This is a genomic window from Chryseobacterium gossypii, assembly GCF_041361455.1.
In the GTDB taxonomy this organism is placed as follows: domain Bacteria; phylum Bacteroidota; class Bacteroidia; order Flavobacteriales; family Weeksellaceae; genus Chryseobacterium; species Chryseobacterium gossypii.
On sequence record NZ_JBGCUR010000001.1, the window covers coordinates 239501 to 264480 of the forward strand.

Sequence of the window (24980 nt, forward strand, 5' to 3'; positions counted from 1 at the left end):
GTTCTCATTGAAAAAATACATGAAATGATAAACTATCATTGACAATTTATTCTATTAATACCTCAAATCCTTACTTTTGTTAAAAATAGATTAATGAGAAAATTAATTTTATTAGCCGTGATTGGTCTGGGAATTGTTTCCTGTACCGTTCAGAATACAAATAAAAAAACTATGGATTTGCCGAAAGATTGGAAGCACACTACAAACATTTACGAAGTCAATATAAGACAATACACTCAGGAAGGAACATTTAAAGCTTTTGAAAAAGAAATGCCGCGTCTCAAGGCAATGGGAATAAAGACCCTGTGGTTTATGCCGGTAACCCCTATTGCCCGGCAAAATAAAAAAGGAAGCCTCGGAAGCCCTTACGCAGCAGCTGATTATACCTCCATTAACCCGGAGTTCGGAACATTAGACGATTTCAAGCATATGATCAACGAAGCCCATCGGCTGGGCTTCAAAGTGATTATAGACTGGGTGGCCAATCACACCGGCTGGGATCATATATGGACAAAAACCCACCCCGAATTTTACCTGAAAGATCCTGACGGCCGGTTCCATACCGCTTCCGGAATGGATGATATCATAGAATTGGACTACAAAAACCAGGAAATGCGTAAAGCGATGATTGAGGCCATGAAATTTTGGGTTAAAGAAACCAATATCGATGGTTTCAGATGTGATCTTGCTTCATGGGTAGAGTTGGATTTCTGGAAGCAGGCACGTCCCGAAGTGGAAGCAATAAAACCTCTTTTCTGGATCGGAGAGTTTGATGAACTTGAAAATCCCGAATATGGAAAAATCTTTGATGCCAGCTATTCATGGACGTGGATGCATAAATCCGAAGATTATTATAAGAAAAACCTTCCTTTACAGGAGCTGAAAGATCTGCTGGTAAAATATTCCAATATCGGCGACGCCTCCATGAGGGCATGGTTTACTACCAACCATGATGAAAACTCCTGGAACGGTACAGAATATGAAAAATATGGGGTCATCGCCAAACCTATGGCTGTATTTTCAGCTACTTGGAACGGCATCCCCCTGCTTTATTCAGGACAGGAACTTCCGAATATGAAAAGGCTGGAGTTTTTTGAAAAAGACGCCATAAAATGGACGAACACTTATCAGATGGCGGATTTTTATAAGACATTATTAAACCTGAAATTTTCCAATCCGGCCTTAAGAGGCGGTGATCCGGACGTTACCACCTATTTTTTAAATACGACAGCTAATGACAAGATCCTGGCTTATGTAAGGAAGAACGGTAAAAATGAGGTGCTGGTTGTTTTGAATATGTCAAAAGAGCCTGTCAATTTCAATATCCAGGATGAGCATTTGTCTGGAACATTCAAAAATGTATTTGACGGTACGAAAAGAGATTTTGATAACAACAAAGATTTTAATTTTAAAGTTTCAGATTATGCTGTTTTTGAGAAATGAATGCCTATGCCATTGAAGTTCTGGCAGAAGATATAAGCCCTGGCATGAAGATAAAAGTTGTTTTCCGCAGGGTATGGGTGTTTAACAGAAACTTTGCACAGATATGGATAAATCGAAAATATTGGAGGCCGTGAAAGAAAGGGTCTCCGGCAGGATAAAAAATCTTGAAGATCTCATTACCGGAATACGGGCTTCCAATAATGATACTAAAAGCGCTATGGGAGATAAGTATGAGACCGGGCGCGAAATGCTCCAGCAAGAGATCAATAACCTCCAGCAACAGTTGAAGGAAGCTTTAAACCAGCAGGCTCTCATTCAGAAAATAACTCCCGGAATATCATCTAAGGTACAAAACGGGGCTCTGGTTAAAACAGATAAAGGGCTGTTTTATATTTCCGCCTCCGTTGGAGAGATCGTTCATGACGGACGGAAAATCATGACGGTTTCATCAGAATCTCCTCTCATAAAGGCTATGGCGGGAAAGAAGGCGGGGGAGAACTTTACGGTTAACAATGTCAGCCAGGTCCTTGAAAATATATGGTAACGGCTGTTCAAGGTCCTCATAGAAAATTTGTTTCAGTAAGATAAAAAGCATTCATAAAAATGGATGCTTTTTTAATTTTGTTTTTCTAAATTTGAACCATAAATTACTTTCAATGCAAAACTACCTAGACCTTTTACAGCATATCCTTGACAACGGAACAGATAAAACAGACAGAACAGGTACCGGAACAAGAAGTGTCTTCGGGTACCAGCTGCGGTATGACCTGTCGAAAGGCTTTCCATTGGTTACCACCAAAAAGGTGCATTTGAAATCTATAATTTATGAACTGCTCTGGTTCCTTAAGGGCGATACCAATATCAAATACCTTAATGACAACGGAGTCACCATCTGGGATGAATGGGCGGATGAAAACGGGAACCTGGGACCGGTCTACGGGGCGCAGTGGAGAAGCTGGAGAGGAGCAGATGATAAAGTGGTGGACCAGATCTCTGAAGTCATTGATCAGATCAAAAAAAATCCGGATTCCAGAAGACTGATTGTTTCCGCCTGGAATGTCGCCGAGATCCCGGATATGGCTTTGGCACCCTGCCATGCCTTATTCCAGTTTTATGTGGCAGACGGAAAGCTGTCTTTACAGCTGTATCAAAGGAGTGCGGATGTTTTCCTCGGGGTTCCCTTTAATATTGCGAGCTATGCCTTGTTATTGATGATGGTGGCGCAGGTCTGTGATCTTGAAGTGGGAGACTATATCCACAGCTTTGGGGATGTGCATATATACAACAATCATTTCGAACAGGTGAAAAAGCAGCTTTCCAGGGAACCAAGACCTCTTCCTGTCATGAAACTGAATCCGGAGGTTAAAGATATTTTTAATTTCCACTTTGAAGATTTCACTCTGGAAAACTATGATCCTCACCCGGGAATTAAGGCACCTGTAGCTGTTTGATTTCTGTCGTAATAATAATGGGTCTGGCGTAACAGCTGTAACAAACCTGCTATTTTTATTACTTATTAATGAAATACAGGGGTAATGCTTAAAAAAATACTTTTTTCCGCTTTTATCGTAGCTTTCAGTCTGAGCCATGCCCAGCAGATAGATAAGCAAAGATTGGATGATTATTTTAAGGCTTTGGATGACAACCATAAAGTGATGGGAAGTTTTGCCATTGCAGATAAGGGTAAAATCATATACAGCAATGCCATTGGGTTCTCCGATGTTGAAAATAAGAAAAAAGCTGACGTTAATACCGTTTATAAAATAGGGTCCATCACCAAAACTTTTACCGCGACCCTGGTAATGAAAGCTGTTGAAGATAAGAAGCTGACGTTAGATACCCGTTTGAGCACATTCTTTCCCCGGATTAAAAATGCTGACCAGATAAGTATTGAATATTTACTTGATCATCGGAGCGGAATCCACAATTACACGGATGATATCTTATATTCCACCTATTATACCCAGCCGGTTTCGGAAGAAAAATTAGTAAGCATCATCGAAAATGCGGGCTCAGATTTCCAGCCTGGCTCAAAGTTCAGCTACAGCAACTCCAATTATGTTTTATTAGGATATATCCTGGAAAAAGTCTATAAAAAGCCTTATTCAGAACTGATCCTGAAATTTATTTCCCAACCCTTAAATCTTAAGTATACGGGAGTAGGCGGGAAAACAGATACTTCCAAAAATCAGGCAAACTCATATGCTTATGAGAACAACGGCTATGTAAGAAGCATAGAAACAGACATGTCGGTACCTGGCGGAGCGGGATGTATAATTTCTACACCTTCGGAACTTATCGCTTTTATGAATGGCCTGGTCTCAGGGAAGATTATTTCCAGAGAAAGTGTGGACAGAATGCGCCAATACCGTGACCATTATGGGTTAGGACTTTTTGAAGTTCCCTTTTATGAAAAAATGGGATTCGGGCACAATGGCGGAATCGATAACTTCAGCTCCACCCTGTATTATTTCCCTGATGGAGAAAAAACGGTAGCTATCATCACTAACCAGTCAGGTTTTGACAATAACAATATCGCCATTGCGGCTTTAAGCGCGGCCTATGGTATGAATTTCGATCTTCCGGACTTCAAGGTCATTGCTCTGTCTGAAAAAGAGCTTCAGCAGTTTACAGGTAATTATTCAGCCCCGGATATGCCTTTGAAATTCAATATTTTTATCAAGGATAGCACCTTAATGGCTCAGGCAACGGGGCAGGAAGCGTTTCCACTGGAAGCAACCTCCAAAACCAGCTTTAAATTTGATATGGCCGGGATCAAAATAGATTTTAATCCTGATCAAAAACAATTTGTAATCTCTCAGGGGAGCCATCAGAATACCTTTACTAAAGAATAAGTGATGAAATATCTAAAAATAAATACTGAAGAAAAAACGGACCTTGAGGTATTGAAAAATGCAATACTTCAGCTGAAAGGAGTGGCCTCCGTGGATATCATTGATGAGGAGAATCCTGAAAGCGAACTGAAAAAAGCCTTTGCCAAAACCAAGGAACAGCTTAAAAAAGGCGATTATGAAACCTTGGTGAATGATATTTTTGATATACTAACAAAAAATAATCCTAAGAAATAATGAAACGAACCATTTTATCGATTGCCATACTTGCGGGGATCTTCTTTTCTGCAACTATATCAGCACAAACCGATACTTCTGGAAGAGAAAAAGTGTACCGGGCTACCCATACCAAAGTGACGGAACTGAAGCATACCAAACTTAAGGTGAATTTTGACTATGAAAAAGAGCAAATGAACGGAGAAGAATGGCTAACGGGTTCCCCTTTCTTTTACCCGACAAATGAGCTGACCCTTGATGCAAAAGGAATGCTGATCCATGAAGTGGCATTAGATAATAATGGTAAAAAGTCACCCTTGAAATATGAATATAAGGATGATATTTTAAAAATAAACCTGGATAAGACCTATCAGAGAAACCAGGATTACACGGTTTATATTAAATATACTGCCCGTCCCAACGAAGTAAAGCAACAAGGAAGCGCAGCGATCAATGATGCCAAGGGATTGTATTTCATTAATGCTCAGGGAAAGGATCCCGATATGCCAACCCAGATATGGACCCAGGGGGAAACAGAGTCTTCTTCGGCATGGTTCCCTACCATTGATAAACCCAATCAGAAAACCACTCAGGAAATCTATATGACCGTTCCTGATAAATATGTGACCCTTTCCAACGGAATTTTAAAAGATTCCCGGAAAGAAGCCAACGGGCTGAGAACGGACCACTGGGTAATGGATAAAAGACATTCAACCTATCTGTTTTTTATGGGAGTGGGTGAATATGCTATCGTAAAAGATAAATGGAGAAATATCCCGGTGGATTATTATATTGAAAAAGAATATGAGCCCTATGCCAAACAGATTTACGGAAACACTCCGGAAATGATTGAGTTTTTCTCCAAAAAGCTGAATTATGATTATCCGTGGGCTAAGTATGCACAGATTTCAGGAAGAGATTATGTAAGCGGTGCCATGGAGAATACAACAGCAACACTTCACGGAAGCGATATTCTCCAGAAACCGGGGCAGCTGATCGATGAAAATACCTGGGAAGATACCATTGCCCATGAATTGTTTCACCATTGGTTCGGAGATCTGGTGACAGCGGAAAGCTGGAGCAACCTTACGGTGAACGAATCTTTCGCTAACTATTCCGAATACCTCTGGAATGAATATAAATACGGAAAAGACCAGGCAGATTACCATCAGATGACGGATGTGAACATGTATATTCATAATCCCGGAGATTTTAAAAAGAACCTGGTAAGATTCAATTATGACTCCCGGGAGGATGTTTTTGATCTGGTTACTTACCAAAAAGGAGGAGGAATCCTTCATATGCTGAGAAATTATCTGGGAGATGATGCTTTCTTTGCCGGAATGAATGATTATCTTAAAACGAATGAATATCAGAACGCTGAAGCCCATCAGCTGAGACTTTCCTTTGAAAAGGTCTCAGGAAAAGATCTGAACTGGTTCTTTAACCAATGGTATTTCGGAAGCGGAAATCCTAAGATTAATTATTCATATACGTTTGAGCCGGTTAAAAAACAGGCTATCTTAACGATCAGCCAGACTCAGGACCAGCCATTCGAGTTTCCTTTGGCCATTGATGTTTATGAGAACGGCAAACCAAAACGATATAGTGTCTGGGTGAATGCCGAAGCTAAGAACACCTTCAGCTTTGATGTTTCAAAAAATCCGGATCTGATCAACATTAATGCAGACGGGGTTTTACTGGCGGATATTACCGATTCTAAAACTCCGGAACAATACCTGATGCAGTTCACAAACTCTAAGGAATTTAAAAGCAGATACAATGCCCTGAGCGGAATCAAAGATCAGGTCGGAAAAAATACGACAGCTACGAAATTGCTGGCGGCAGCTTTAAAAGATCCTTTTTTCAGGGTAAGAATCAAGGCCCTTGAATTGATGGATTTAACAAATCCTGAGCAGATGAAAGCTTTGGGAGCAGATGTTGAGAAACTGGCGTCCAGTGATCCCAAGACCTTAGTACAGGCAGCCGCTATTGCCGCTTTAGCCAAAACGAAAGATAAGAAATACCTTCCTGTTTTTGAGAAAGGAATAAATGCAGTTTCCAATTCCGTAAGAGGAAATTCCCTGGGAGCTGTTCTGAGCATTGATCCTTCCAGAGCGAACGCTTTAGCGGATAAAATTGATCTTGAAGGTGCTTCAGATGATCTGTTGGAACAGTTGCTGCCTATCGTGGTTAAAAATAAAATCACCTCTCAGATGGCAAATATTGCTTCGTTTGCAGCCTTTTATCCATTTATAAAATTCCAGAACCCTGAATTGGGTAAAGCTGCTGAAGACGGCTTCAACTGGATCATGACGTCAGATAATCTGAAAGCTACGGAAAGTATCACTAAAATGATCGGACGGGCCAAAGGACAGATGGGAGATAATCCTCAGGTGAAAATGATGGTAGCCCAAATGCTGAAAGACGGCCTGAGTAAAAAAATGGAGCTGCTGAAACAAAATCCTCAGAATGCTGCCAGTATTAATAAACAGATTGATGTCCTGAACAAGGCCATTGAAGATTTCAAATAATTCAAAGCGCTTCTCATGAGAGGCGCTTTTTTCAGGACAAATAATTCGAGATTAATGGCTGATTAAACGTTTACATTTACTAAATTCGTATAAAATTTGTTTTAATTATGACTTTTGGAATTGATGCGGCAAGCTATTATGTGCCTTCTTTGTATTTGGAAATTAAGGATCTGGCTGAAAAAAGAGGAATTGAACCGGCCAAACTGGAAAAGGGATTGGGACTGCACAAAATGGGGCTGCCGGATGTACATGAAGATGCGGCTACCTTTGCAGCAGAAGCCTTATTGAGACTGATAAAAGATTATGGCATCCGTCCAAAAGAAATTTCAAGAATTTATGTGGGAACAGAAAGCGCTCTGGATGCGGCCAAGCCAACAGCTTCCTATGCAATGCACATGGTGGAAAAAGTTTTGGAAGGCGAGTTCGGGGAAAGATGTTTTAAAAACTGTGACGTGGTAGATATGACCTTTGCCTGTATAGGTGCGGTTGATGCATTGCATAATTCATTAGACTTTGTAAGAGCAAATCCGGATAAGAAAGCCGTGGTTATCGCCAGCGATTATGCGAAATATGAACTGGCTTCATCAGGAGAATATACGCAGGGTGGAGGAGCGGTAGCATTGTTGATTTCATCAGATCCTCGTTTACTGGAAATTGAAAATCAGTGGGGAGTAGCTACAGAAAGTGTTTTCGATTTCTTCAAACCCAGACGGCATTATAAAAAAGAAGACCTTCGTAATGCACCGGGGTCTTTCCCTGATAAAATTGAGGTTTTTACCGATGAACCTGTTTTTGACGGACAATACTCCAATCAGTGTTACCAGGACAGAATCAGGGAAGCCTACAACCACTATAAAGAAATTACAGGAAAAAATAAGCCTTATGAAAGCTGGAAATATCTTATTTTCCATCTTCCCTACGCCTTTCATGGCAAAAGAGTGTTCACAGAAATATACAGCCTCGAAAACGGACTTTCTTATCATACCCCTGAGGAACAAAAGGCTGTGGCCAAATCTGAAAGCTATATCCGGTTTATCAATGAGAAAATTGAAAGATCCCAACGGGCCTCTTCGGAAATCGGGAACATGTATACGGCTTCCATTTTCATGGCCTTGATTTCGGCATTGCAGGTTTCCTATGATGAGAATGAAGAATTGACAGGGTGTGAGATTGGATTTTTAGGCTATGGAAGCGGCTCAAAGTCAAAAGTTTTTGTGGGGAAGGTTTCGGAAGGCTGGAAAAATATAGCTTCCCGATGGGGCCTGTTCAAAAACCTGATAAGCAGGACACCTGTAGATTTCAATACCTATGAAAAATTGCATAAAAAACAGCTGTATCAGTCTGTTAATCAGTTTTATAAAGGGTTCGGACTAAAGTCTGTGGAGTCTGAAAGCCCGGTTCTGAAAGGCGCGAGATATTACCATTACCAACATTAATAATAATTGTTCACATTAGAAGCCAGCTTTTAAAGCTGGCTTGTGTTTTTAATGAATATAGGTGCAAATAAAACAAAATTTTCTTCATTTTTCTGATTTTATAATAAAAACAGTTTTTGGAATATCTTTATTTTTTTCATCATAATAACTGTTAGTGTGAATTTTTTTTTATAACCGAGATACTTTTTAGTAAATGACAATTTTTTTTACTGGTTTATAAATTATTTCAAAAAATTATTTATGTAAAAAAAAATTATAGTATTTCTCTGTTTTAAGAATTATAATAATTATTTATAGCCATATTAATAAATTTTATATTATTTAATCCTTTGTTTTATAAGATGTTATGTTTTGTGAATTTTAATATTTATTAACACATTTGCCCTGATATATTAAAATTCGTTAAACATGAATGTGAAAATACGTATAATAACAACAGGTGTTTTGTTTTTTACAGGGCAGGCGCTTGTTGCTCAGGCCGCAAAAAAGGATACAACAACTAAAGAACGGCAGATTGAGGAAGTAATAGTTACCGGCTCTTATGGAATTAAACAAACTCCGGAGCAGATCACCGGATCAAGTGTAAAGGTTAAGTCGGATCAGTTGGAAAGACCAACGGCCATTTCTATTGAGAATACATTACAGGGACAGGTAGCAGGCCTAATGTCTACTGCCAGTAGCGGCCAGCCCGGAGCCAATACAATAACCCTGATAAGGGGGCTTGGCTCGTTAACATCAGGTAATAATCCTTTATATATTCTGGATGGTGTGCCAATCCCTGCAGGAGATATTTCAGGATTGCTGACAACACAAAATGCACTGTCTTTAATAAACCCAGCCGATATTGAGAATATTGAAGTTCTGAAAGATGGTGTTGCTACTGCTGTTTATGGTTCAAGGGGTGCTAATGGAGTAATTGTTATTACAACCAAATCCGGGAAGAAAGGCAAATCTGATCTTAATTTTACCAGTGAGATGGGGGCCGGGGATATAGCATTTGAAAAATTTAAAATGTTAAATGCGGAAGAATCTACAAGATTATTCGGGCTTAGTGTGTTCAATGCCGGTGAGGTTTCCTCATTGGAGGCCGGATATAATTATGCCAAATCACAATATGGTTGGGACGGAGTTTCCGATTACGACTGGAACCGTGCGGTAAGAAGAGCCAATCCTGCATATAGCCGATATAATTTAAGCTATACGGGAGGGGTAGGAAACTTTTCTATTTTTGCGTCATTAGGTTATCTGCAACAGGAAGGGATTTCCAAGGACTCTAAGTTCGACAGATATAACGGTTCCTTAAGGGCAGACTGGAAAGCCAGTGATAAATTGAAATTGAACATGTCCATTAATTTGTCGAGATCAATTCAGTCCGGTGCAGCAGATGCATCTGCTTATAGCAATCCTGTTTTTACAGCAAGGTTAATGTCACCAACCCAACGATTTTATAATCAGAATGGGACATACAATATAAATCTTTACTATTTAAATAAAGAGTTTAATCCAATAGGTATCCAAAACGAAAACTTGCAAAAAGGAACCTTTAATAAAGTTGTTACAAGCATTGGAGCAGACTATCAGTTTTTACCTGATTTTAGGTATACCTCAAATTTTGGTATAGACTATACCTCCGGTAATGAACTGCTTTATTGGAATCCTGATTTTGGTGATGGTAATTTTGGTAAGGATCCTAATGGTAACGGATATTTATCCAAAGCTTTTAACAACTATTTCACCTGGAACTGGTATAACTTTGTTCATTATAATAAGGTTTTTGCTGACAAACATGATGTTTCTATTTCAGCAGGTATTGAGGCAACAAGGACTGAACGGGAGTTTAATTCCCTGGCCAAACAAGGTTTTCCGGCCGGTACCAGAATAAAATATGCAGATGTTGGGGCCAATCCTGTACAAGCCTCTGGAAGTGCTGATTTCAGAGGATTGGTAGGATATGTTACCAGAGCTTCTTATACATACAATAAATTTTTGACCCTGACCGGTTCTTTCAGAAGAGATGGTTATTCCGGATTTACTGGCTATTACGGAAACTTTTGGGGCGCTGGTTTAAGCTTTGATTTTGGCAAGGCAAACTTGCTGCCTGCTGTGTTTAAGAGTTTAAAATTCAGGGCCAGTTATGGAGAAAACGGTAATCAGGCCGTATCACCATATAGTAAATATGATCAGTATTCTTACAAGGGCGCATATATATCCTCAAATGCAGGATATGTTTCTAATATTGCTCCTATTGAAGGAATCTATTGGGAGAAATCAAATAAATCAAATATAGGTTTGGACTTCACATTGGGTAAAAACGGATCAGTGTATGGTACAGTGGAGGTATATAAAAACAATAATACGGATCAGATATTCAACGTTCCTAACCCTCCTTCCACAGGCTTCAGTTCAATAACCAAAAATCTGGCGGATTCTTATTCAAAAGGCTTGGAAGCTACATTAGGATTCAGAGTCGGAAGTATGGAAGGGATAACCTGGAATACGAAATTTAACTATTCCTATAACGACAGTAAAATCAAAGGCTTGAATGGAGAAACAACCCCAACGGTTATTGATGGATATAAAGCGTGGTTCCCGGGTCATAATCCCACAGAATTTTATATGAGATTATGGGCAGGAGTTGATCCTAGCAATGGTGATCCGCTTTGGTATACAGATGAAACAAAAACCAAAACCACCAATAATTCAGGTCTAGCTAAACTTTCATTTACAGGGAAACATGCTTTACCAACACATATAGCAAGCTGGTATAATGAATTTAATTATAAAAATTTCAAATTATCATTCTTAATTAATTACCAGGGTAATTATTCTGTGTTTGATAGATGGGCATTTATATATGATTCAAGCGGACAATACGGATATCTGAATCAATTATCATCAGCTTTATATGATTCATGGACCCCTGATAATCCTAATGCGTCGCAACCAAAATTTGTTTACGGAGGAAATAAAAATGCAAATGCTGCATCTACAAGATACCTGTATGACGGAGACAATATCAGATTGAGAAATATAGAATTAGGGTACAGGTTTACTAAAAATGCTTTAAATATCCAGGGTGTTAACGGAATTTACTTATATGCACGGGCAATTAACTTAATTACCTATGCATTCGATAAAAACCTTTATTTTGATCCGGAATCCAATTCCAATGCATTTTCTTATACTGCCTCTAATCTGGGAATATATGATCAGACGCAGCCAAATCTCAGACAGTATATGTTAGGAGTTAGTATCGATTTCTAAAATTAAATTAATAAAGTAAAAAATATGAAAAATATAAAATATATTGTTGGTTCTTTATTGCTAATGGCCTCACTTACCTCATGCGGAGACGACTTCCTTGAGGAAAAACCTCAGGTTGATGTAGAATTGCAACAGGCAATTGTCAATGAAAAGAATCTTTCCGTAGCTATTTTAGGATTACATAATGCCGTACAAAGTACAAATTCATACGGGGCTCTGATCCCTACCCTGAACGAGCTTTTAGCTGATAATAGCTTTGTAAGCCTGAAAAACTCAAACAGATTTTCAGGAACCAGACAGGCAGATCTGTCCTATTATGTAAGACAGCAGGCAGATTTTGCAAACTTATGGGGAAGCCTGTATAGCATCATAGCCAATGCTAACTTTATATTAGGTTATGAAGGGAAAATTCCGGATGATATTAATACACCGGAAACCCCGGACAGCTATTTTGCACAGGCTCATGCGATCAGAGCAATGGCTTTTTATGATCTGGTAACCCACTTTTCCGAAGTGTCAGGAAATGGAAATCAGGAGCTGGGGGTTCCGATTCCATTGGTTTTGGATGTGACTGCCAAATTACCCAGATCAACAGTTGCACAGGTTTATAATCAGATTTTATCCGATCTTCAGGCTGCTGAGGGAAAAATCAAGAATACAGATAAAAGACTGATAAACAATGCTGCTGTAGATATGCTATTTTCAAGATATTACCTGGCTATAAAAAATTACGCTCAGGCAGATATTTATTCCCAAAAAATATTAAACAGTAATTTTTCAGCGCTAACTGCCATAGGAGGGGTATCTTCCATGTTTAGCCCATCAGAAGAAGGAGGAGAAGAAGTCATTTTTAAAATTGAATTCAATGATAAAGATCTTCCGGGAGCTAATGACGGGATTACGGCAACCTGGTTTTCAGGAGGAAGATATAAGCAAAATTTTGCTACCAGGGCTTTTTATAATCAACTTCCCGCAAATGATGTTAGAAAAGGAAGCTGGTTTACATTAACAGGTTCCGGTGTTGACCTGGCTGAATATCCGGATGTTCCTAAACCCGTAGATGTGGCTAAGTACACTACACCAGCTACAGATATCATCCTTATGAGAAAATCAGAAGCAGTCTTTAATCAGTTAGAAGCCCTTTATTATACTAATCCGGCATCGGCACTGGCTAAGCTGAATGCATACATTTCTACGTATAGAATCCCGGGATATAATTTTACCGGAACGGGGCAGGCTTTGTTAAAAGAGATCTTATTTCAGAAAGACGTTGAGCTATTTTTAGAAGGATTTAGATATCGTGATTTAAAAAGAAATGGTCTGGGATTCACAAATCCTCAAACAAGCGTATCGTTGGATCCTGCAAAATATCAATTCAAGGCATTTCCTATACCGTTAGGAGAAATATTGAGTAACCCTAATATAGTTCAGTTTCCAGGATATTAATTTAGTACAGCCCTGCATATTGCGGGGCTTTTTTATTTAGAATTTCATTAAACATATTGTTTGTTAACAATGTGAATTAAACCTTGACAAACCTGTTTACGAACATTGATGCTACAAGCTGCCCTACGGCATTTAGAACAGTGGCCAGAGGATCAACCAAAGTTCCTATGATCATTACGGCCGGAATGGCTTCCTGAGGCAGTTTGTATACTGAGATCATCAGCATTTCGCCAATATATCCCCCATTCGGAATCCCGCCTGCAACAATACTCACAAAGACCGTGATTCCCAAGGCCAGCAAAAGATTGGAAGGCTCAAAAAAATCTCTCCCGATAATGGAAAAGGCTACATAGATTTTAATAATGGAGGACATGGAAGATCCATTCTTATGCAACGTTGTTCCTATAGGGATCACCAGATTTGCGACCTGACCCGGAATCCCGATTTTTGAGGCGGCTTGCAGATTGGCAGGCATGGTGGCAAAACTACTGCAGGTGCTTAAAGCGGTTAAAGTAGGATAAATGGCATTTGCCCAAAAACTTTTTATACCCTTTTGTCCGTTTGCAATAAAAGCATATACTGAAAAAAATGCCAGGAAATAAACAATTCCGGCAATGTAGTACAGCCCCAGAGGTTTGGCATAGAATCCAAAAAGCTGAGGTCCTAAAGTAGCTACCTGGTATGCGAAATAAGCGCCTAAACCAATTGGAGCCAGCTTCATAATCAGTAAAAGTAATTCTTTCATGACTTCGTATCCCGATGCGATAAAGACCCGGAAAGAATGCCCCTTCTCCCCGGACTTCCTTGCGGCAAAACCTGTTAAAAAAGAAAAGATCAACAAGGCGAGCATATTTTTTCTTGAGAACAGCTCGGTAAATTCTCCTACGGTAAAAAAGCTTACGATCCTGTTTCCCCAGGTGTCATAAGTAGTGGCTTCGGTAATCGTTTCCGAACCTCCGGACATTGCAGAAACGGGGAACAGATACACTGCACAAATGGTGAAAATGGCAGCGATCAGGATGAAAAGAAGGAAAGTGAAGCACATTACCAGAATGATTTTCCCGAACTTTGACTGCTGCTCCAAAGAGGAAATGGAATTGGAAACAGCAAAAAAAACCAGAGGAACCACACTTACAAAAAGAAGATTCAGGAAGATATCCCCCAGAGGCTTAATGTAATTGACCAGTCCGGGAGCCGCAATTCCGATAATGCTTCCCATGGTAATTCCCAAAAGTAACAGTATAATTCCTGAATAGTTCTTGAATACCTCTTTCATACGGCGCTTTTTGATCAAAGATAGCTTTATTTTTAACATACCGTTATATTATTTTCAGGCTTAAAATTCCTAAATTTGAGTAAATATCGTTTCTATGGCTTATATAGATTACTATAAAATTCTGGGCGTAGATAAAAACGCAACACAGGAAGACATTAAAAAAGCTTACCGTAAACTGGCAAGAAAACTACACCCGGACCTCAATCCCGACGATAAGGAGGCAGAAAGAAAATTCAAGGAGTTGAATGAAGCCAATGAAGTGCTGAGCAATCCGGAAAACCGTGCCAAATATGATAAATATGGTGAACATTGGAAGCACGGTGAGGAGTATGAAAAAGCCCGGAAACAGCAAAGCCAGTATCAGCAGCAGGACTTCGGCGGCTTTTCCGGAACTGATTTTGGTGAAGGCGAAGACTTTTCGGACTTTTTCCAGAGCATGTTCGGTGGAGGGGGCTTTGGAAGAAGCTCAAGAGGAAGCGCTTCCGGAAAATTCAAAGGACAGGATATTCAGGCAGAGCTGACTCTTAGCCTCAGGGACGCCGCAAGAACCCACCAGCAGACTTTTGAGGTAAACGGAAAAAAAGTCAGGATTACCATTCCCGCAGGAGTGTATGACGGGCAGCAGATCAAATTAAAAGGACATGGAAGCCCCGGCTTTAACGGCGGCCCTAACGGAGACTTGTATATTACCTTCAATATCCCGGCTGATCCGGATTTTGAAAGAATTGGCGACGATCTGAAAACCAAAGTGAAAATTGATCTTTACACTGCCATTTTAGGCGGAGATGTAAAAGTAAATACCCTGGATGGAAGTGTAAACCTTAAAGTGAAACCGGAAACCCAGAACGGAATGACCGTAAGGCTAAAAGGCAAAGGCTTTCCGGTATATAAAAAAGAAGGCCAGTTTGGTGACCTGTTTGTGACCTATGAAGTGAAATTACCGACGAATCTTACGGATAAGCAGAAAGAACTTTTTGAACAACTTAAAAACTCCTAGGCTATGAGCGAAAGAATATCACGAGAGGAACTCGTAAAAATATATAATATAGAAATTACTTTTTTCGATGAACTGGTAGAGTATGGTTTACTGAAGGTACAGACAGAAAATAATGTACGTTACCTGATGTATGAAGACCTGCCGGCTTTTGAAAGGTTTGCCAACTGGCATTATGATCTTGAAATCAATCTTCCGGGGCTGGAAGTGATCCATGACATGCTTAAAAAAATGGAGGACCTGAAACAGAAAAACCGTGAGCTCATGAATAAGCTTTCTGCAATGAGTGATAAGTATGAGGATTATAATTAGAAGCAGAGAATAGTTATTGACCTGTCTTTAAAAATAATTTATTCTAATTCATACTATTTAATTAGCTTTGTAGGCTCTTAGCACTTAAATATCTATGGATCAGGAAAAGGTCATCACAATAAAGCCCGAAAAAGCAGATTTTGAAGAAATCTACTTTGGAGGAAACCAGGGGAGTTTACTTTTCTCGCCTGTAACGAAAAGCAAGACAATAATAACCGTAATTTCAGCTGTTGTCTTATTAGCGTTTTTTCTTCTTAAAGATCATTTAAGCAGGGACAGCTTTGGGATTTTATACTTTCTAAGCTTCATATTGCTGCTTTGTGCCATTTTTCTGTCGGTGAGTGTTAATAAAGTATCAAGGTGGAAAAAGCAGGTGACAGGGTATCTGAAGCTACTTGAAAACTGCCGGCTGTACGAGATCCGGTTTGATAATGCCTTTTTCAGGGTTACAATAGATAAGCAAACAGAAACCAGCGAATGGAAGGACTTCCGGGACTTTGATGTCAATGATCGGTTTATCTCCCTGGAAGGCAAATACAGCTATATGTTCCCCAAAAAATCGATGAGTGAAAAAGATACGGTCTGCTGACAAAAGTAATTAAGGAAAACGTGAAACAGGAATAAAAAAATCAGAGTAATTTACTCTGATTTTTATTTTATAAGAAGCCTGATTCTAATCTAACCAGCCCATTTCTTTCATCCAGTCATCATTGTAGATCTTTCCCACATATCTTGAGCCGTGATCGTGAAGCAGAACTACGATGATATCATCTTTTGCAAACTGGTCTTTCATCTGAACCAGAGAGGCAATGGCGCTTCCTGCTGAATATCCGCAGAAAATCCCTTCTTCTTTAGCCAGTTTTCTTGCATAGATCGCACCATCCTTATCTGTAACCTTTTCAAAATGATCTATGACAGACATATCGTAATTTTCAGGAATGATATCCTCGCCGATTCCCTCCGTAATATAGGTATAGGCATGATCGTAATGAAGTTCCCCTGTTTCATGGAATTCCTTAAGAATAGAACCGTAGGTATCCACTCCGATTACCTTAATATCAGGGTTTTTCTCTTTAAAAAATGTTCCGCAACCCGTAATGGTGCCTCCCGTGCCGGCTCCAACGACAAAGTGAGTAAGCTTTCCTTCGGTCTGTTCCCAGATCTCAGGTGCGGTAGATTCATAATGCGCGGCTCTGTTAGATAAATTATCGTATTGATTTACATACCAGCCGTTTTCTGTTTCCTTGGCCAGCCTTTTGGAAACTGAATAATAGGAGCGGGGATCTGTGGGTTTTACATCTGTAGGGCAAACTATTACTTCCGCACCTACGGCACGCAGGATATCACATTTTTCTTTAGACTGTTTGGAGTTGGTTACAAAAATACATTTGTATCCCTTGATGATCGCGGCCAAAGCCAGGCCCATTCCCGTATTTCCGGAGGTTCCTTCAATGATGGTGCCGCCTGGCTTTAGTCTTCCGTCCTTTTCAGCATCCTCTATCATTTTCAGAGCCATTCTGTCTTTTACTGAATTTCCGGGATTGAATGTCTCCACTTTTGCCAGAACCAGCGCCGGAAAATCTTCTCCCAGAACTTTATTAAGTTTTACCAATGGCGTATTTCCTATAGTTTCAAGAATATTTTTTGCGTATTTCATAAATCGTTTTATAGTGATGCAAAGATACGGCTTTAAATTAAAAAGTGGATTAAGGTCAGGTTAAGGCATGCCTGTGAGTGCTCACAAGTATGCAAATCCATTGTTGCCCGTTTCCGGATTAATTGTATTTAATTGCTTTTACAGGGGAAATTTTACTGATCAGATAGCTCGGAACGATCAGGGCCAGGGCAGAAATAATGAGGATACCCAAAGAGATCGATATAATCGCCACAGGATTCAGGTCTACCGGCACTGTGCTCACATAATAATTTTCAGGATTAAGTTTGATAATGCCGAAGAACTTTTGCAGCAGGATTAATCCGAGGCCAATAACATTTCCGTATAAAAGCCCGGGAATCATGATGATCAGCGTATAATTGATAAATGTAGCCCTTATCTGGGAATTGCTGGCGCCCAATGTTTTGAGCAGGCCGATGGAGTTCGTTCTTTCAATGATAAGAATCAGAAGAACCATGATAATGTTGATTACCACTACGATCAGCATGATGATAATGATCAGGGCGATATTGGTATCAAAAATACTGATCCAGTCAGTGATCTGGGGATATTTTTCAGTGGCTTTTTCAGCATAGTTCTTATAGCCGATCAGCTTTTCTATTTCCGGGAAATCCTTGTCAATATCATTTACATTCTTCAGGAAAATATCAATACCACCTGCCTCATTAGGTTTCATATCCTGGATTTTTCTTACGTGGTTGATTCCGCCGATCACAAACTGATCATCAATCATTTTAATATCGGTTTTATAGATTCCTACCACTTCAAATTTCCTGTAGATAGGCTTTTGGTCCGCTTTTGAGAAAACGGTGACAATACTGTCTTTCAACTTTAGATGAAGGTCATTGGCGATTTTTTGTGAAATAGTGATCCCGTTGTTATAGCCCACTTCCGTTACCCTGGGAGTTTTGCCCGCGATAAGGAATTTTTTGAATCTCAGACTGTCAAAATCTTTTCCGATCCCTTTAAAAATGATCCCTGCAAAATTGTGCTCATTACGCATGATTCCCGTAACCATCGCATACTTCTGAACACTTTCCACATCCGGAAGCTCCTTTATTTTAGAAACATTGAGGCCCTGGCTATCGAGAACCGAAGTATTATAAGATGAATTTGATCGTGTAGACTTTACCGTAATATGCCCGCTGAAGTCAGCCAGCCTTTCTTTAATTGCTTTTTTTGAACCAAAACCTGTAGAAACGGTAATCAGCGAAACAATAATCCCCAAGGCTACGGAAAGTCTGCCAATGAAGATGATAACCCTTGAAAGGTTATTTTTATTATCTTTGGAAAACGCTATTTTTCTAGAGAAATATAAAGGAAAGTTCAAGCTTATGAATTTAGATTTCAAAATTAAAAATTTACTTTTTATTTGCCTAATTTTTTTGGGAGTATTCAACCAATATTATTCTCAGAGTCAAGATAAAACTGAATTTATGACAGGAGCGGACCAGCCCGGGCTATATTTACCCCTGTTAAAAAATAAAACAATCGGCATAGTGACCAACCAGACTGGTCTTATGAAAGACAGAACGCACCTGGTAGACTTTTTAGTGAAGAATAAGGTGAACATAAAAGCTATCTTCGCACCCGAGCATGGCTTCAGAGGGGAGGCCGATGCGGGAGAGACCGTAAAAAACGGTTTAGATGCAAAAACCGGGATTCCCATTATTTCTCTGTATGGGAATAATAAGAAGCCCAGGCCTGAACAGCTTAAAGGCATTGACCTTGTTGTCTTTGATATCCAAGATGTGGGGGTAAGGTTTTATACCTATATTTCCACATTAACCTACCTGATGGAAGCCGCGGCAGAGAACAATGTCGGAGTAATCGTTCTGGACAGACCTAATCCGCATGATGGCTATATTGATGGGCCGGTTTTAAAGAAAAAATGGTCAAGCTTTGTAGGCATGCATGAAGTTCCTGTGGTTTACGGATTGACCATCGGGGAATACGGTAAGATGGTCAATGGCGAAAAATGGCTCAGAAACGGCGTTCAGGCACATTATACTTTAATTCCCATGAAGAACTATCATAAAAAGCAGCGTTATCCGATTTCGGATAAACCTTCCCCGAACTTGCCCAATGACAAATCGATCAATTTATATCCAAGCCTCTGCTTTTTTGAAGGAACACAGGTTTCCGTAGGCAGGGGAACAGACCTTCCTTTCCAGGTTTACGGATCTCCATGGACGATGGATCTGCCATATCAGTTCACTCCGAAGCCCAATGCCGGAGCGAAAGACCCGTTCTTAAACGGAAAGCTATGCTATGGAGAGAATCTGTCCGGATATCCTGAAGATCTTCGGGAATTGAACCTTGAATGGGTAATCAACGCCTATAAACATTATAAAAATCCGGCACAGGGTTTTTTCCTCAAAAATCTGTGGTTTGATACGCTGGCAGGAACCGATGAGCTGAGAAAGCAGATCATTGCGGGTAAATCAATCCCGGAAATTAAAGCCTCGTGGCAACCGGGATTGGAAAGTTTCAGGAAAATAAGGGCCAGATATGTCGTTTACCCGGATTAATCAAAATCCTGGGGCGGGCGATTGTCATTTTTACCTTTATTCAAAATAAATAATCCCACCGATAATCCGATAACACCGGCAAAAGCGGTCATCAAAGCTCTTGACAGCCGGTCAGGCAAATCGTTTCCAAGATAATTCATCAGGAAAAGAATCACAAAAGTTGCTATGGAAATAATAATATGGCTTCTTCCGAATAACTTCATGTTATTTTAATTTGTAGGAAATCATTATACCGCCTCTGTAGGGTAAAATTTCTCCGCTTCTGTTCATCCCGTTGGCCGTATCATAGCGTTTACCCGTTGTGCGGTCATATCCCTTATAAAAATCCTGGGACGATCCCACTGTAGCGTAAACATCCATATTCCAGCGATCGGATAGCTGAAATTGATAACCTGCCGTTACCCCAAAGATTACAGAATACCCTTTCTGATATAAGTTTGAATTTATAAAGACTTCATTATTGTCGTTGATAAAAAGCCTGTCATTCCAGTAGTTCCATTTTTGCAGGACAAAAGCTGAGGTAGCAATATTCGCCCCTACATACCAATGCTTAAAGGCTTCCTCGAAATAATATCTGCCTTCCAGAGATATGGAGTAATATTGAAACTCGTGGCCTGCAAATGATTTCCATGGTGAGATGAAAAGATCTCCCTGTAATGTGTACTTTTTGCTTAGCTGGTATTCCGCACCTACATTCAAGACCCCGATAGGAACGAACAGAGCATTACCTTTCAGATATAATTTTTTTTCTTCCTGCTCCTGGGCTTTTAAGCTCCCTAATAAAAACAGGGCCATACACCCCGTAATAAATTTAAGTTTAAACATTTGTGTTATTTATTGAATTTGATTAAGTAGATCTTCGGAAAGTGCAGAGTCTTTGCCGGACTGGATGGCCATTTTTTTAGACATTTCCGCATAGGTTTTAGCCATTTCGTTATTTCCTGTCAGGAAATAAAGTTTGGCCAGAATATAGGTGTTTTCTGAGGTTTCACCCCTCATTACGGATTTTTCCGCCCATTCCACCGCTTTTTTTAATGAAGAAGCAGTCTTGATATGTTCGGAAAATATCCATGCCGCCTTTAGTAATTCATTAGGTTCAAAGGAATCTGAATTTTTATAATATTCCAGAGCTGCCTTCTCGTATTCCGGGAAATTGGCATTCTGTTCGTAATAACTTAGCTTGGTCTGGTTGAGTTTGGTCAGTGCTTCCTGTTTTCCTACCAGAGGCTCAGCCGTTTTCAGGAAATAATCGTCATTGATCTTTTTAGTCTTATCATCTATAGACTGTTCAACTATCTTGGCCAGTTTCAGCTGGTCATCAAATTGTTTATAGGTTTCCGCAGGCAGATGTTGGATGATATCCGCTTTTCTTGCGACAAATACTTTATAATTCGGGTCTTCGGTAGATTTCAGAAAAAACAGCAAAAATCCGATATCATCTTTTGAAAGTGCCTCATCCTGTTTTTTGTTTTCAAAATATCTTTCGGAAGCCTTTTTAGCGAAATCGAAATCTGTGGTGGAATTCAGCCTCATGATATTGATCAGAAATTCAGGATCCTTTTCACCCTGGGCGAAACGTTCCCTTAATGAACCTTTCTTATTGTTGGGGGAATTTACATCCTGCGCCATGGATAAAAAAAGGCTTTCCTCCATATAGCCGAAGTTTTGGGAAACCAGTTCACCGTCTCCATTCAGAAATAAATAAGTAGGATAGGAACGGACTCCGAATTTTGCGGCAATTTCCCTTCCCTCACCTTTTTCCATATCAAATCTGGCATTGATGAAGCTGGAATTGAAATAATCTCCGACGGATTTTTTGGTGAAAACATTTTTCTCCATCATTTTACATGGGCCACACCATGAAGTATAGGCATCGATAAAAAGAATTTTATTCTCTTTTTTTGCTTTCGCAATAAGATCTTTAAACGGTAGATTCTGAAACTCTATAGCTTCCTGGCCAAAGGCAATAAGGGTAATAAACAGGAATAATCCAGAGATAATTTTCTTCATTTCTTCCAGGTAAAATTAAAAAGCGAATATACTTATTTTCAACGTAAATCTATGAATATTATTGAAATCTCTGATTATTTTTTATGATGTATGAAAGCACGGCGACGTCCTTTATAAAAATCATATCATTCAATGTTTATATACGGAATCAGGAATAAGGAATTGATCGGTCAACATTTTGGCAAATAAATTGTTGCAACTAGATGTAGCGATTATTTATTGCAATTACCTAACCCACTAATATTTATAATATGAAAAATTCAATCTTAGCCTTACTGGCAGTTGCTGCTCTGATGGCTTGCAAAAAAAATGAAACTACGGCGGTTGACCAGTCTGCGGATAGTTCTGCGATGGCTGCTCCTGCCGATTCTGCGATGAATGGTAATAATTCTGCCACAATGTCGGATACTGCCGGCACTAAGGATTCTCTTAGTAACCAGGACAAAAAATTTGCGGATGCTGCCGCACAGGGTGGCATGATGGAAGTAATGATGGGACAGCTTGCGGCCAGCAATGCCGGCAATGCGGCTGTAAAGACATTAGGGGAAATGATGGTTAAAGATCATGGGAAAGCTAATGATGAACTTAAGAAATGGGCATCTACGGCAGGCTATACATTGCCTACAGGTCTGGATGCTGAAAAACAGAGAAAGTATGATGACCTTAAGGCAAAAAAAGGATCAGAATTTGATCGTGCATATACCGACCTTATGGTTAATGATCATGAGAAGGATATAGCGGAATTTAAAAAACAGGCTGCTGAAGGAGCGGATGCGTCTTTGAAATCTTTTGCGAGCCAGACACTCCCAACTTTGGAGCATCATTTGGCGGAATCTAAAAAAGCGAAAGATGCCGTAAAATAATATACTAAAAAATATTACTGAAAATCCTGCTATAATGGCAGGTTTTTTTATTATATGCTTATTCCTTTTTCGTAAAGGATTGCAATACAATCATTAACATTGAAATATAAAGTTTCGTAAGCTATTCCAAATTCTTCTAAATAAAACACTAAATAAATAAAACCCATAAAAGGTAAACATGCTACTACTGGGATTAATTTGAATGAAATTTGCTTTTTTAAAGGCTTATAAGGAGCCTTTAGGAATTTAGACATTTTCTGACTTAAAGGAGAGAGTAATTTCATCTAAATTTAAATTTAATGAGAAGTCTATTATTAATTTTAACAATTTTACTGTAAAATTTAACAAATATAGTTTATATAAAAGTTTTACTAAGCTTCACATATGCAAATAGTACAGGAAATAGTCTTGTAAAATTTGGCTTCATCATTCTGAAACAATACAAAAGTTATTTTACAAAAAAATAGAATTGAATAATTGCTTATATTTGTGTCTTACTTCAACGAAAAAGAGAAAAACTTTTGCAATTGTAATACGAATCGGCAAAATTCAAATTTGACACAAAATGCAAACAGTTTAGCTCCTTGCCATATAATGGTGAGGGCTTTCCTATTATGTGTCAAAGCTTTGCCGAGCTTGTATTACTAACACGGATAAATGCCTCACTTTTTTGTTGTTTATAACTACAAAAATTATGAACAATAAAATTCAATCTATGAAACATTTATTTCTTGCAGTTACAACTACATTCGTTATCACTTCATGAGGTGCAATTTCCAGAGGAACAACAGGGGCAACCGAAAGTAAACTAATCAAAACCGTATCGGTTGAGCAAGGTTGCCCAGTTGAAAACATTAAAGTTATTGATAAGGTTAAAGGGCTTGGAAGTGCTACCTATTCAATAGAAGCATGTGGCAAACGATACATTTATAAGCAGGCAGGTACAACCTTTATGGAATCCTCCAGAATGCAAACAATAATGCAAAGTGTAGGAGATTAAAGTCAAACAACATGAAAAAGTTATTATTACCTTTACAGCCCTTGTTAAAGCTCAAACACAACAGGATTTTATAATCAGTCACCCTCTGGAATAGACCCCGTAATTGGAATGAAAGAAACCCAGAGTGAAAGTGTTAAAATGGCTAATGAAATCTTGAAAGCCAATAAACAGAGTAAAATTGGGCAAAAGTTAGAAAAGTCTTTGGAAAAGGTTGAAAATCTGGAAACACCAAAGTTTGAAGATGTTTACCAACCTGCACAACCTTCTGAAAACAGAAACTACAACCAATCTGGTAACAGTCCAGCAATCAAAATAGTGATGTTGACCCGTTCAGTTCCCCAGAGGATAAATCACCCTCTTTTCAAGGTGAAAAAGTTGATGTAGACCAATATTACACGGAGCAACCCGATGGAAGCTACATTAAAAAAGATACTGGCTGCCAAAAACTGAGCAATAACAATAGTGATAATACTGTTCAAAAGGTTGTATTAGATTTTTTGGCTTGGAACGGGATTGATAAAAAGGGAAATGTAACCAGTAACAGAGTTTATCCAACTTGTACCCAAATTCTGGAAAACCAAACAGCACTTGCACAATGTGGATTTTCAACGGGTAAATATATTGAGAAACTTGTAGTTTTTGTGTTTCTGGAAACAAAGAAAGAAATATCTGATTTGAATCCAGAATTGTTTGCTTATTTTTTTGAAGAGAACTACCATAATTCAAAGCTTGTCAAATTTGCCACTTTAGAGACTCAAAAATCAACCAAACCACAAAACAGTGTTATGATAACTTAAAGAGTTTTTCAATCGAAATTCAAGACTTTTTAGAGGTTGAGGATTTAAGAACCAGAATCGAGTGCAATCATACTGAAACTCCAAACTTAGGAAACTGCTTTAGATGTGAGGATTTTATAACCCCATTTTGTAAGATTGGCTTAAACTGTAATGAAATAGGACTGTTCACTATCAATTACTTTATCAATCCTCATCTCAAAGAATTAATTGGTGAATCCTTGGGAGATACTTTGGAAAAACGATTTGATGAGTTAGCCACGGGTGAAATGAAAGACTTTGTAAAAATGATTCCTTTAAATCGTAGGTATGACAAATATTTTAAAGAAATTCA

General features: G+C 39.0%; 23 protein-coding genes. 16 read left to right on the plus strand and 7 right to left on the minus strand.

Annotation, left to right across the window (positions count from 1 at the left end):
* Positions 1 to 93 precede the first annotated feature (93 nt).
* From ABMQ40_RS01210 to ABMQ40_RS01250, 9 genes are all read left to right on the plus strand, one after another.
* Positions 94 to 1443: an alpha-amylase family glycosyl hydrolase gene (locus ABMQ40_RS01210; protein ID WP_370895688.1), complete on the plus strand. Its 1350-nt coding sequence runs from the start codon at positions 94 to 96 to the stop codon at positions 1441 to 1443.
* Between the two features lie 103 nt (positions 1444 to 1546).
* Positions 1547 to 1987: a hypothetical protein gene (locus ABMQ40_RS01215; RefSeq protein ID WP_370895690.1), complete on the plus strand. Its 441-nt coding sequence runs from the start codon at positions 1547 to 1549 to the stop codon at positions 1985 to 1987.
* Between the two features lie 112 nt (positions 1988 to 2099).
* Complete coding sequence (locus ABMQ40_RS01220) at positions 2100 to 2894, plus strand: thymidylate synthase (RefSeq protein WP_370895692.1); 795 nt, start codon at positions 2100 to 2102, stop codon at positions 2892 to 2894.
* An 84-nt stretch (positions 2895 to 2978) separates the two neighbouring features.
* The gene (locus ABMQ40_RS01225) at positions 2979 to 4298 is read left to right on the plus strand and encodes a serine hydrolase domain-containing protein (protein WP_370895694.1); all 1320 of its coding nucleotides are present in this window, start codon (positions 2979 to 2981) and stop codon (positions 4296 to 4298) included.
* Positions 4299 to 4301: 3 nt separating this feature from the next.
* A complete protein-coding gene (locus ABMQ40_RS01230; RefSeq protein WP_370895696.1) occupies positions 4302 to 4532 on the plus strand; it encodes a hypothetical protein in 231 nt (76 codons plus the stop codon).
* Positions 4532 to 7045, plus strand: a complete 2514-nt coding sequence (locus ABMQ40_RS01235; protein ID WP_370895698.1) for a M1 family metallopeptidase — start codon at positions 4532 to 4534, stop codon at positions 7043 to 7045. Before ABMQ40_RS01230 ends, ABMQ40_RS01235 begins: the two co-directional genes overlap by 1 nt.
* A 107-nt stretch (positions 7046 to 7152) precedes the next feature.
* Entirely contained in the window at positions 7153 to 8481 is a 1329-nt protein-coding gene (locus tag ABMQ40_RS01240) for a hydroxymethylglutaryl-CoA synthase family protein (RefSeq protein ID WP_370895700.1), read from the plus strand.
* A 408-nt stretch (positions 8482 to 8889) separates the two neighbouring features.
* Positions 8890 to 11745, plus strand: coding sequence for a SusC/RagA family TonB-linked outer membrane protein (locus ABMQ40_RS01245; RefSeq protein ID WP_370895702.1), 2856 nt, complete (start codon positions 8890 to 8892; stop codon positions 11743 to 11745).
* A 24-nt stretch (positions 11746 to 11769) separates the two neighbouring features.
* On the plus strand, positions 11770 to 13191 hold the full coding sequence (locus ABMQ40_RS01250) for a RagB/SusD family nutrient uptake outer membrane protein (RefSeq protein ID WP_370895704.1): 1422 nt from the start codon (positions 11770 to 11772) through the stop codon (positions 13189 to 13191).
* Between the two features lie 76 nt (positions 13192 to 13267).
* Here the strand turns inward: ABMQ40_RS01250 and ABMQ40_RS01255 are convergent, their stop codons facing one another.
* A complete protein-coding gene (locus ABMQ40_RS01255) occupies positions 13268 to 14467 on the minus strand; it encodes a dicarboxylate/amino acid:cation symporter (RefSeq protein ID WP_370895706.1) in 1200 nt (399 codons plus the stop codon).
* Positions 14468 to 14561: 94 nt separating this feature from the next.
* On the opposite strand from ABMQ40_RS01255, the gene ABMQ40_RS01260 reads away from it, so the two are divergent.
* The 3 genes from ABMQ40_RS01260 (at position 14562) to ABMQ40_RS01270 (ending at position 16362) form a co-directional block, all read left to right on the plus strand.
* Positions 14562 to 15464 (plus strand): DnaJ C-terminal domain-containing protein, encoded by a 903-nt coding sequence (locus tag ABMQ40_RS01260; RefSeq protein WP_370895708.1) that lies wholly within the window; start codon positions 14562 to 14564, stop codon positions 15462 to 15464.
* 3 nt (positions 15465 to 15467) lie between these two features.
* Positions 15468 to 15773 carry a chaperone modulator CbpM gene (locus ABMQ40_RS01265; RefSeq protein ID WP_370895710.1) on the plus strand — a complete coding sequence of 102 codons (306 nt, stop codon included), beginning with the start codon at positions 15468 to 15470 and terminating at the stop codon, positions 15771 to 15773.
* Between the two features lie 94 nt (positions 15774 to 15867).
* Positions 15868 to 16362, plus strand: coding sequence for a hypothetical protein (locus tag ABMQ40_RS01270; RefSeq protein ID WP_370895712.1), 495 nt, complete (start codon positions 15868 to 15870; stop codon positions 16360 to 16362).
* An 84-nt stretch (positions 16363 to 16446) separates the two neighbouring features.
* Here the strand turns inward: ABMQ40_RS01270 and ABMQ40_RS01275 are convergent, their stop codons facing one another.
* Positions 16447 to 17430 carry a PLP-dependent cysteine synthase family protein gene (locus tag ABMQ40_RS01275; protein ID WP_370895714.1) on the minus strand — a complete coding sequence of 328 codons (984 nt, stop codon included), beginning with the start codon at positions 17428 to 17430 and terminating at the stop codon, positions 16447 to 16449.
* A 118-nt stretch (positions 17431 to 17548) separates the two neighbouring features.
* Positions 17549 to 18778: an ABC transporter permease gene (locus ABMQ40_RS01280; protein WP_370895716.1), complete on the minus strand. Its 1230-nt coding sequence runs from the start codon at positions 18776 to 18778 to the stop codon at positions 17549 to 17551.
* 4 nt (positions 18779 to 18782) lie between these two features.
* Between ABMQ40_RS01280 and ABMQ40_RS01285 the strand changes: the two genes are divergently transcribed.
* On the plus strand, positions 18783 to 19979 hold the full coding sequence (locus ABMQ40_RS01285; protein ID WP_370895718.1) for an exo-beta-N-acetylmuramidase NamZ family protein: 1197 nt from the start codon (positions 18783 to 18785) through the stop codon (positions 19977 to 19979).
* On the opposite strand, the gene ABMQ40_RS01290 is transcribed toward ABMQ40_RS01285, so the two are convergent.
* From ABMQ40_RS01290 to ABMQ40_RS01300, 3 genes are read right to left on the minus strand one after another with little or no spacing between them, the layout of a single operon-like run.
* A complete protein-coding gene (locus ABMQ40_RS01290) occupies positions 19976 to 20182 on the minus strand; it encodes a hypothetical protein (RefSeq protein ID WP_370895720.1) in 207 nt (68 codons plus the stop codon). The two genes, ABMQ40_RS01285 and ABMQ40_RS01290, sit on opposite strands and share 4 nt — an antisense overlap.
* A gap of 1 nt (position 20183) precedes the next feature.
* Entirely contained in the window at positions 20184 to 20804 is a 621-nt protein-coding gene (locus ABMQ40_RS01295) for a DUF3575 domain-containing protein (protein WP_370895722.1), read from the minus strand.
* 9 nt (positions 20805 to 20813) lie between these two features.
* A complete protein-coding gene (locus ABMQ40_RS01300; protein WP_370895724.1) occupies positions 20814 to 21989 on the minus strand; it encodes a thioredoxin family protein in 1176 nt (391 codons plus the stop codon).
* A 251-nt stretch (positions 21990 to 22240) separates the two neighbouring features.
* On the opposite strand from ABMQ40_RS01300, the gene ABMQ40_RS01305 reads away from it, so the two are divergent.
* Positions 22241 to 22852 carry a DUF4142 domain-containing protein gene (locus tag ABMQ40_RS01305; protein ID WP_370895726.1) on the plus strand — a complete coding sequence of 204 codons (612 nt, stop codon included), beginning with the start codon at positions 22241 to 22243 and terminating at the stop codon, positions 22850 to 22852.
* 50 nt (positions 22853 to 22902) lie between these two features.
* Here ABMQ40_RS01305 and ABMQ40_RS01310 read toward each other — a convergent pair whose 3' ends face one another.
* A complete protein-coding gene (locus ABMQ40_RS01310) occupies positions 22903 to 23136 on the minus strand; it encodes a hypothetical protein (protein ID WP_370895728.1) in 234 nt (77 codons plus the stop codon).
* A gap of 824 nt (positions 23137 to 23960) precedes the next feature.
* Here ABMQ40_RS01310 and ABMQ40_RS01315 point away from each other — a divergent pair.
* Complete coding sequence (locus ABMQ40_RS01315; RefSeq protein ID WP_370895730.1) at positions 23961 to 24236, plus strand: hypothetical protein; 276 nt, start codon at positions 23961 to 23963, stop codon at positions 24234 to 24236.
* Between the two features lie 113 nt (positions 24237 to 24349).
* Entirely contained in the window at positions 24350 to 24649 is a 300-nt protein-coding gene (locus ABMQ40_RS01320; protein WP_370895732.1) for a hypothetical protein, read from the plus strand.
* Positions 24650 to 24980: the final 331 nt, after the last annotated feature.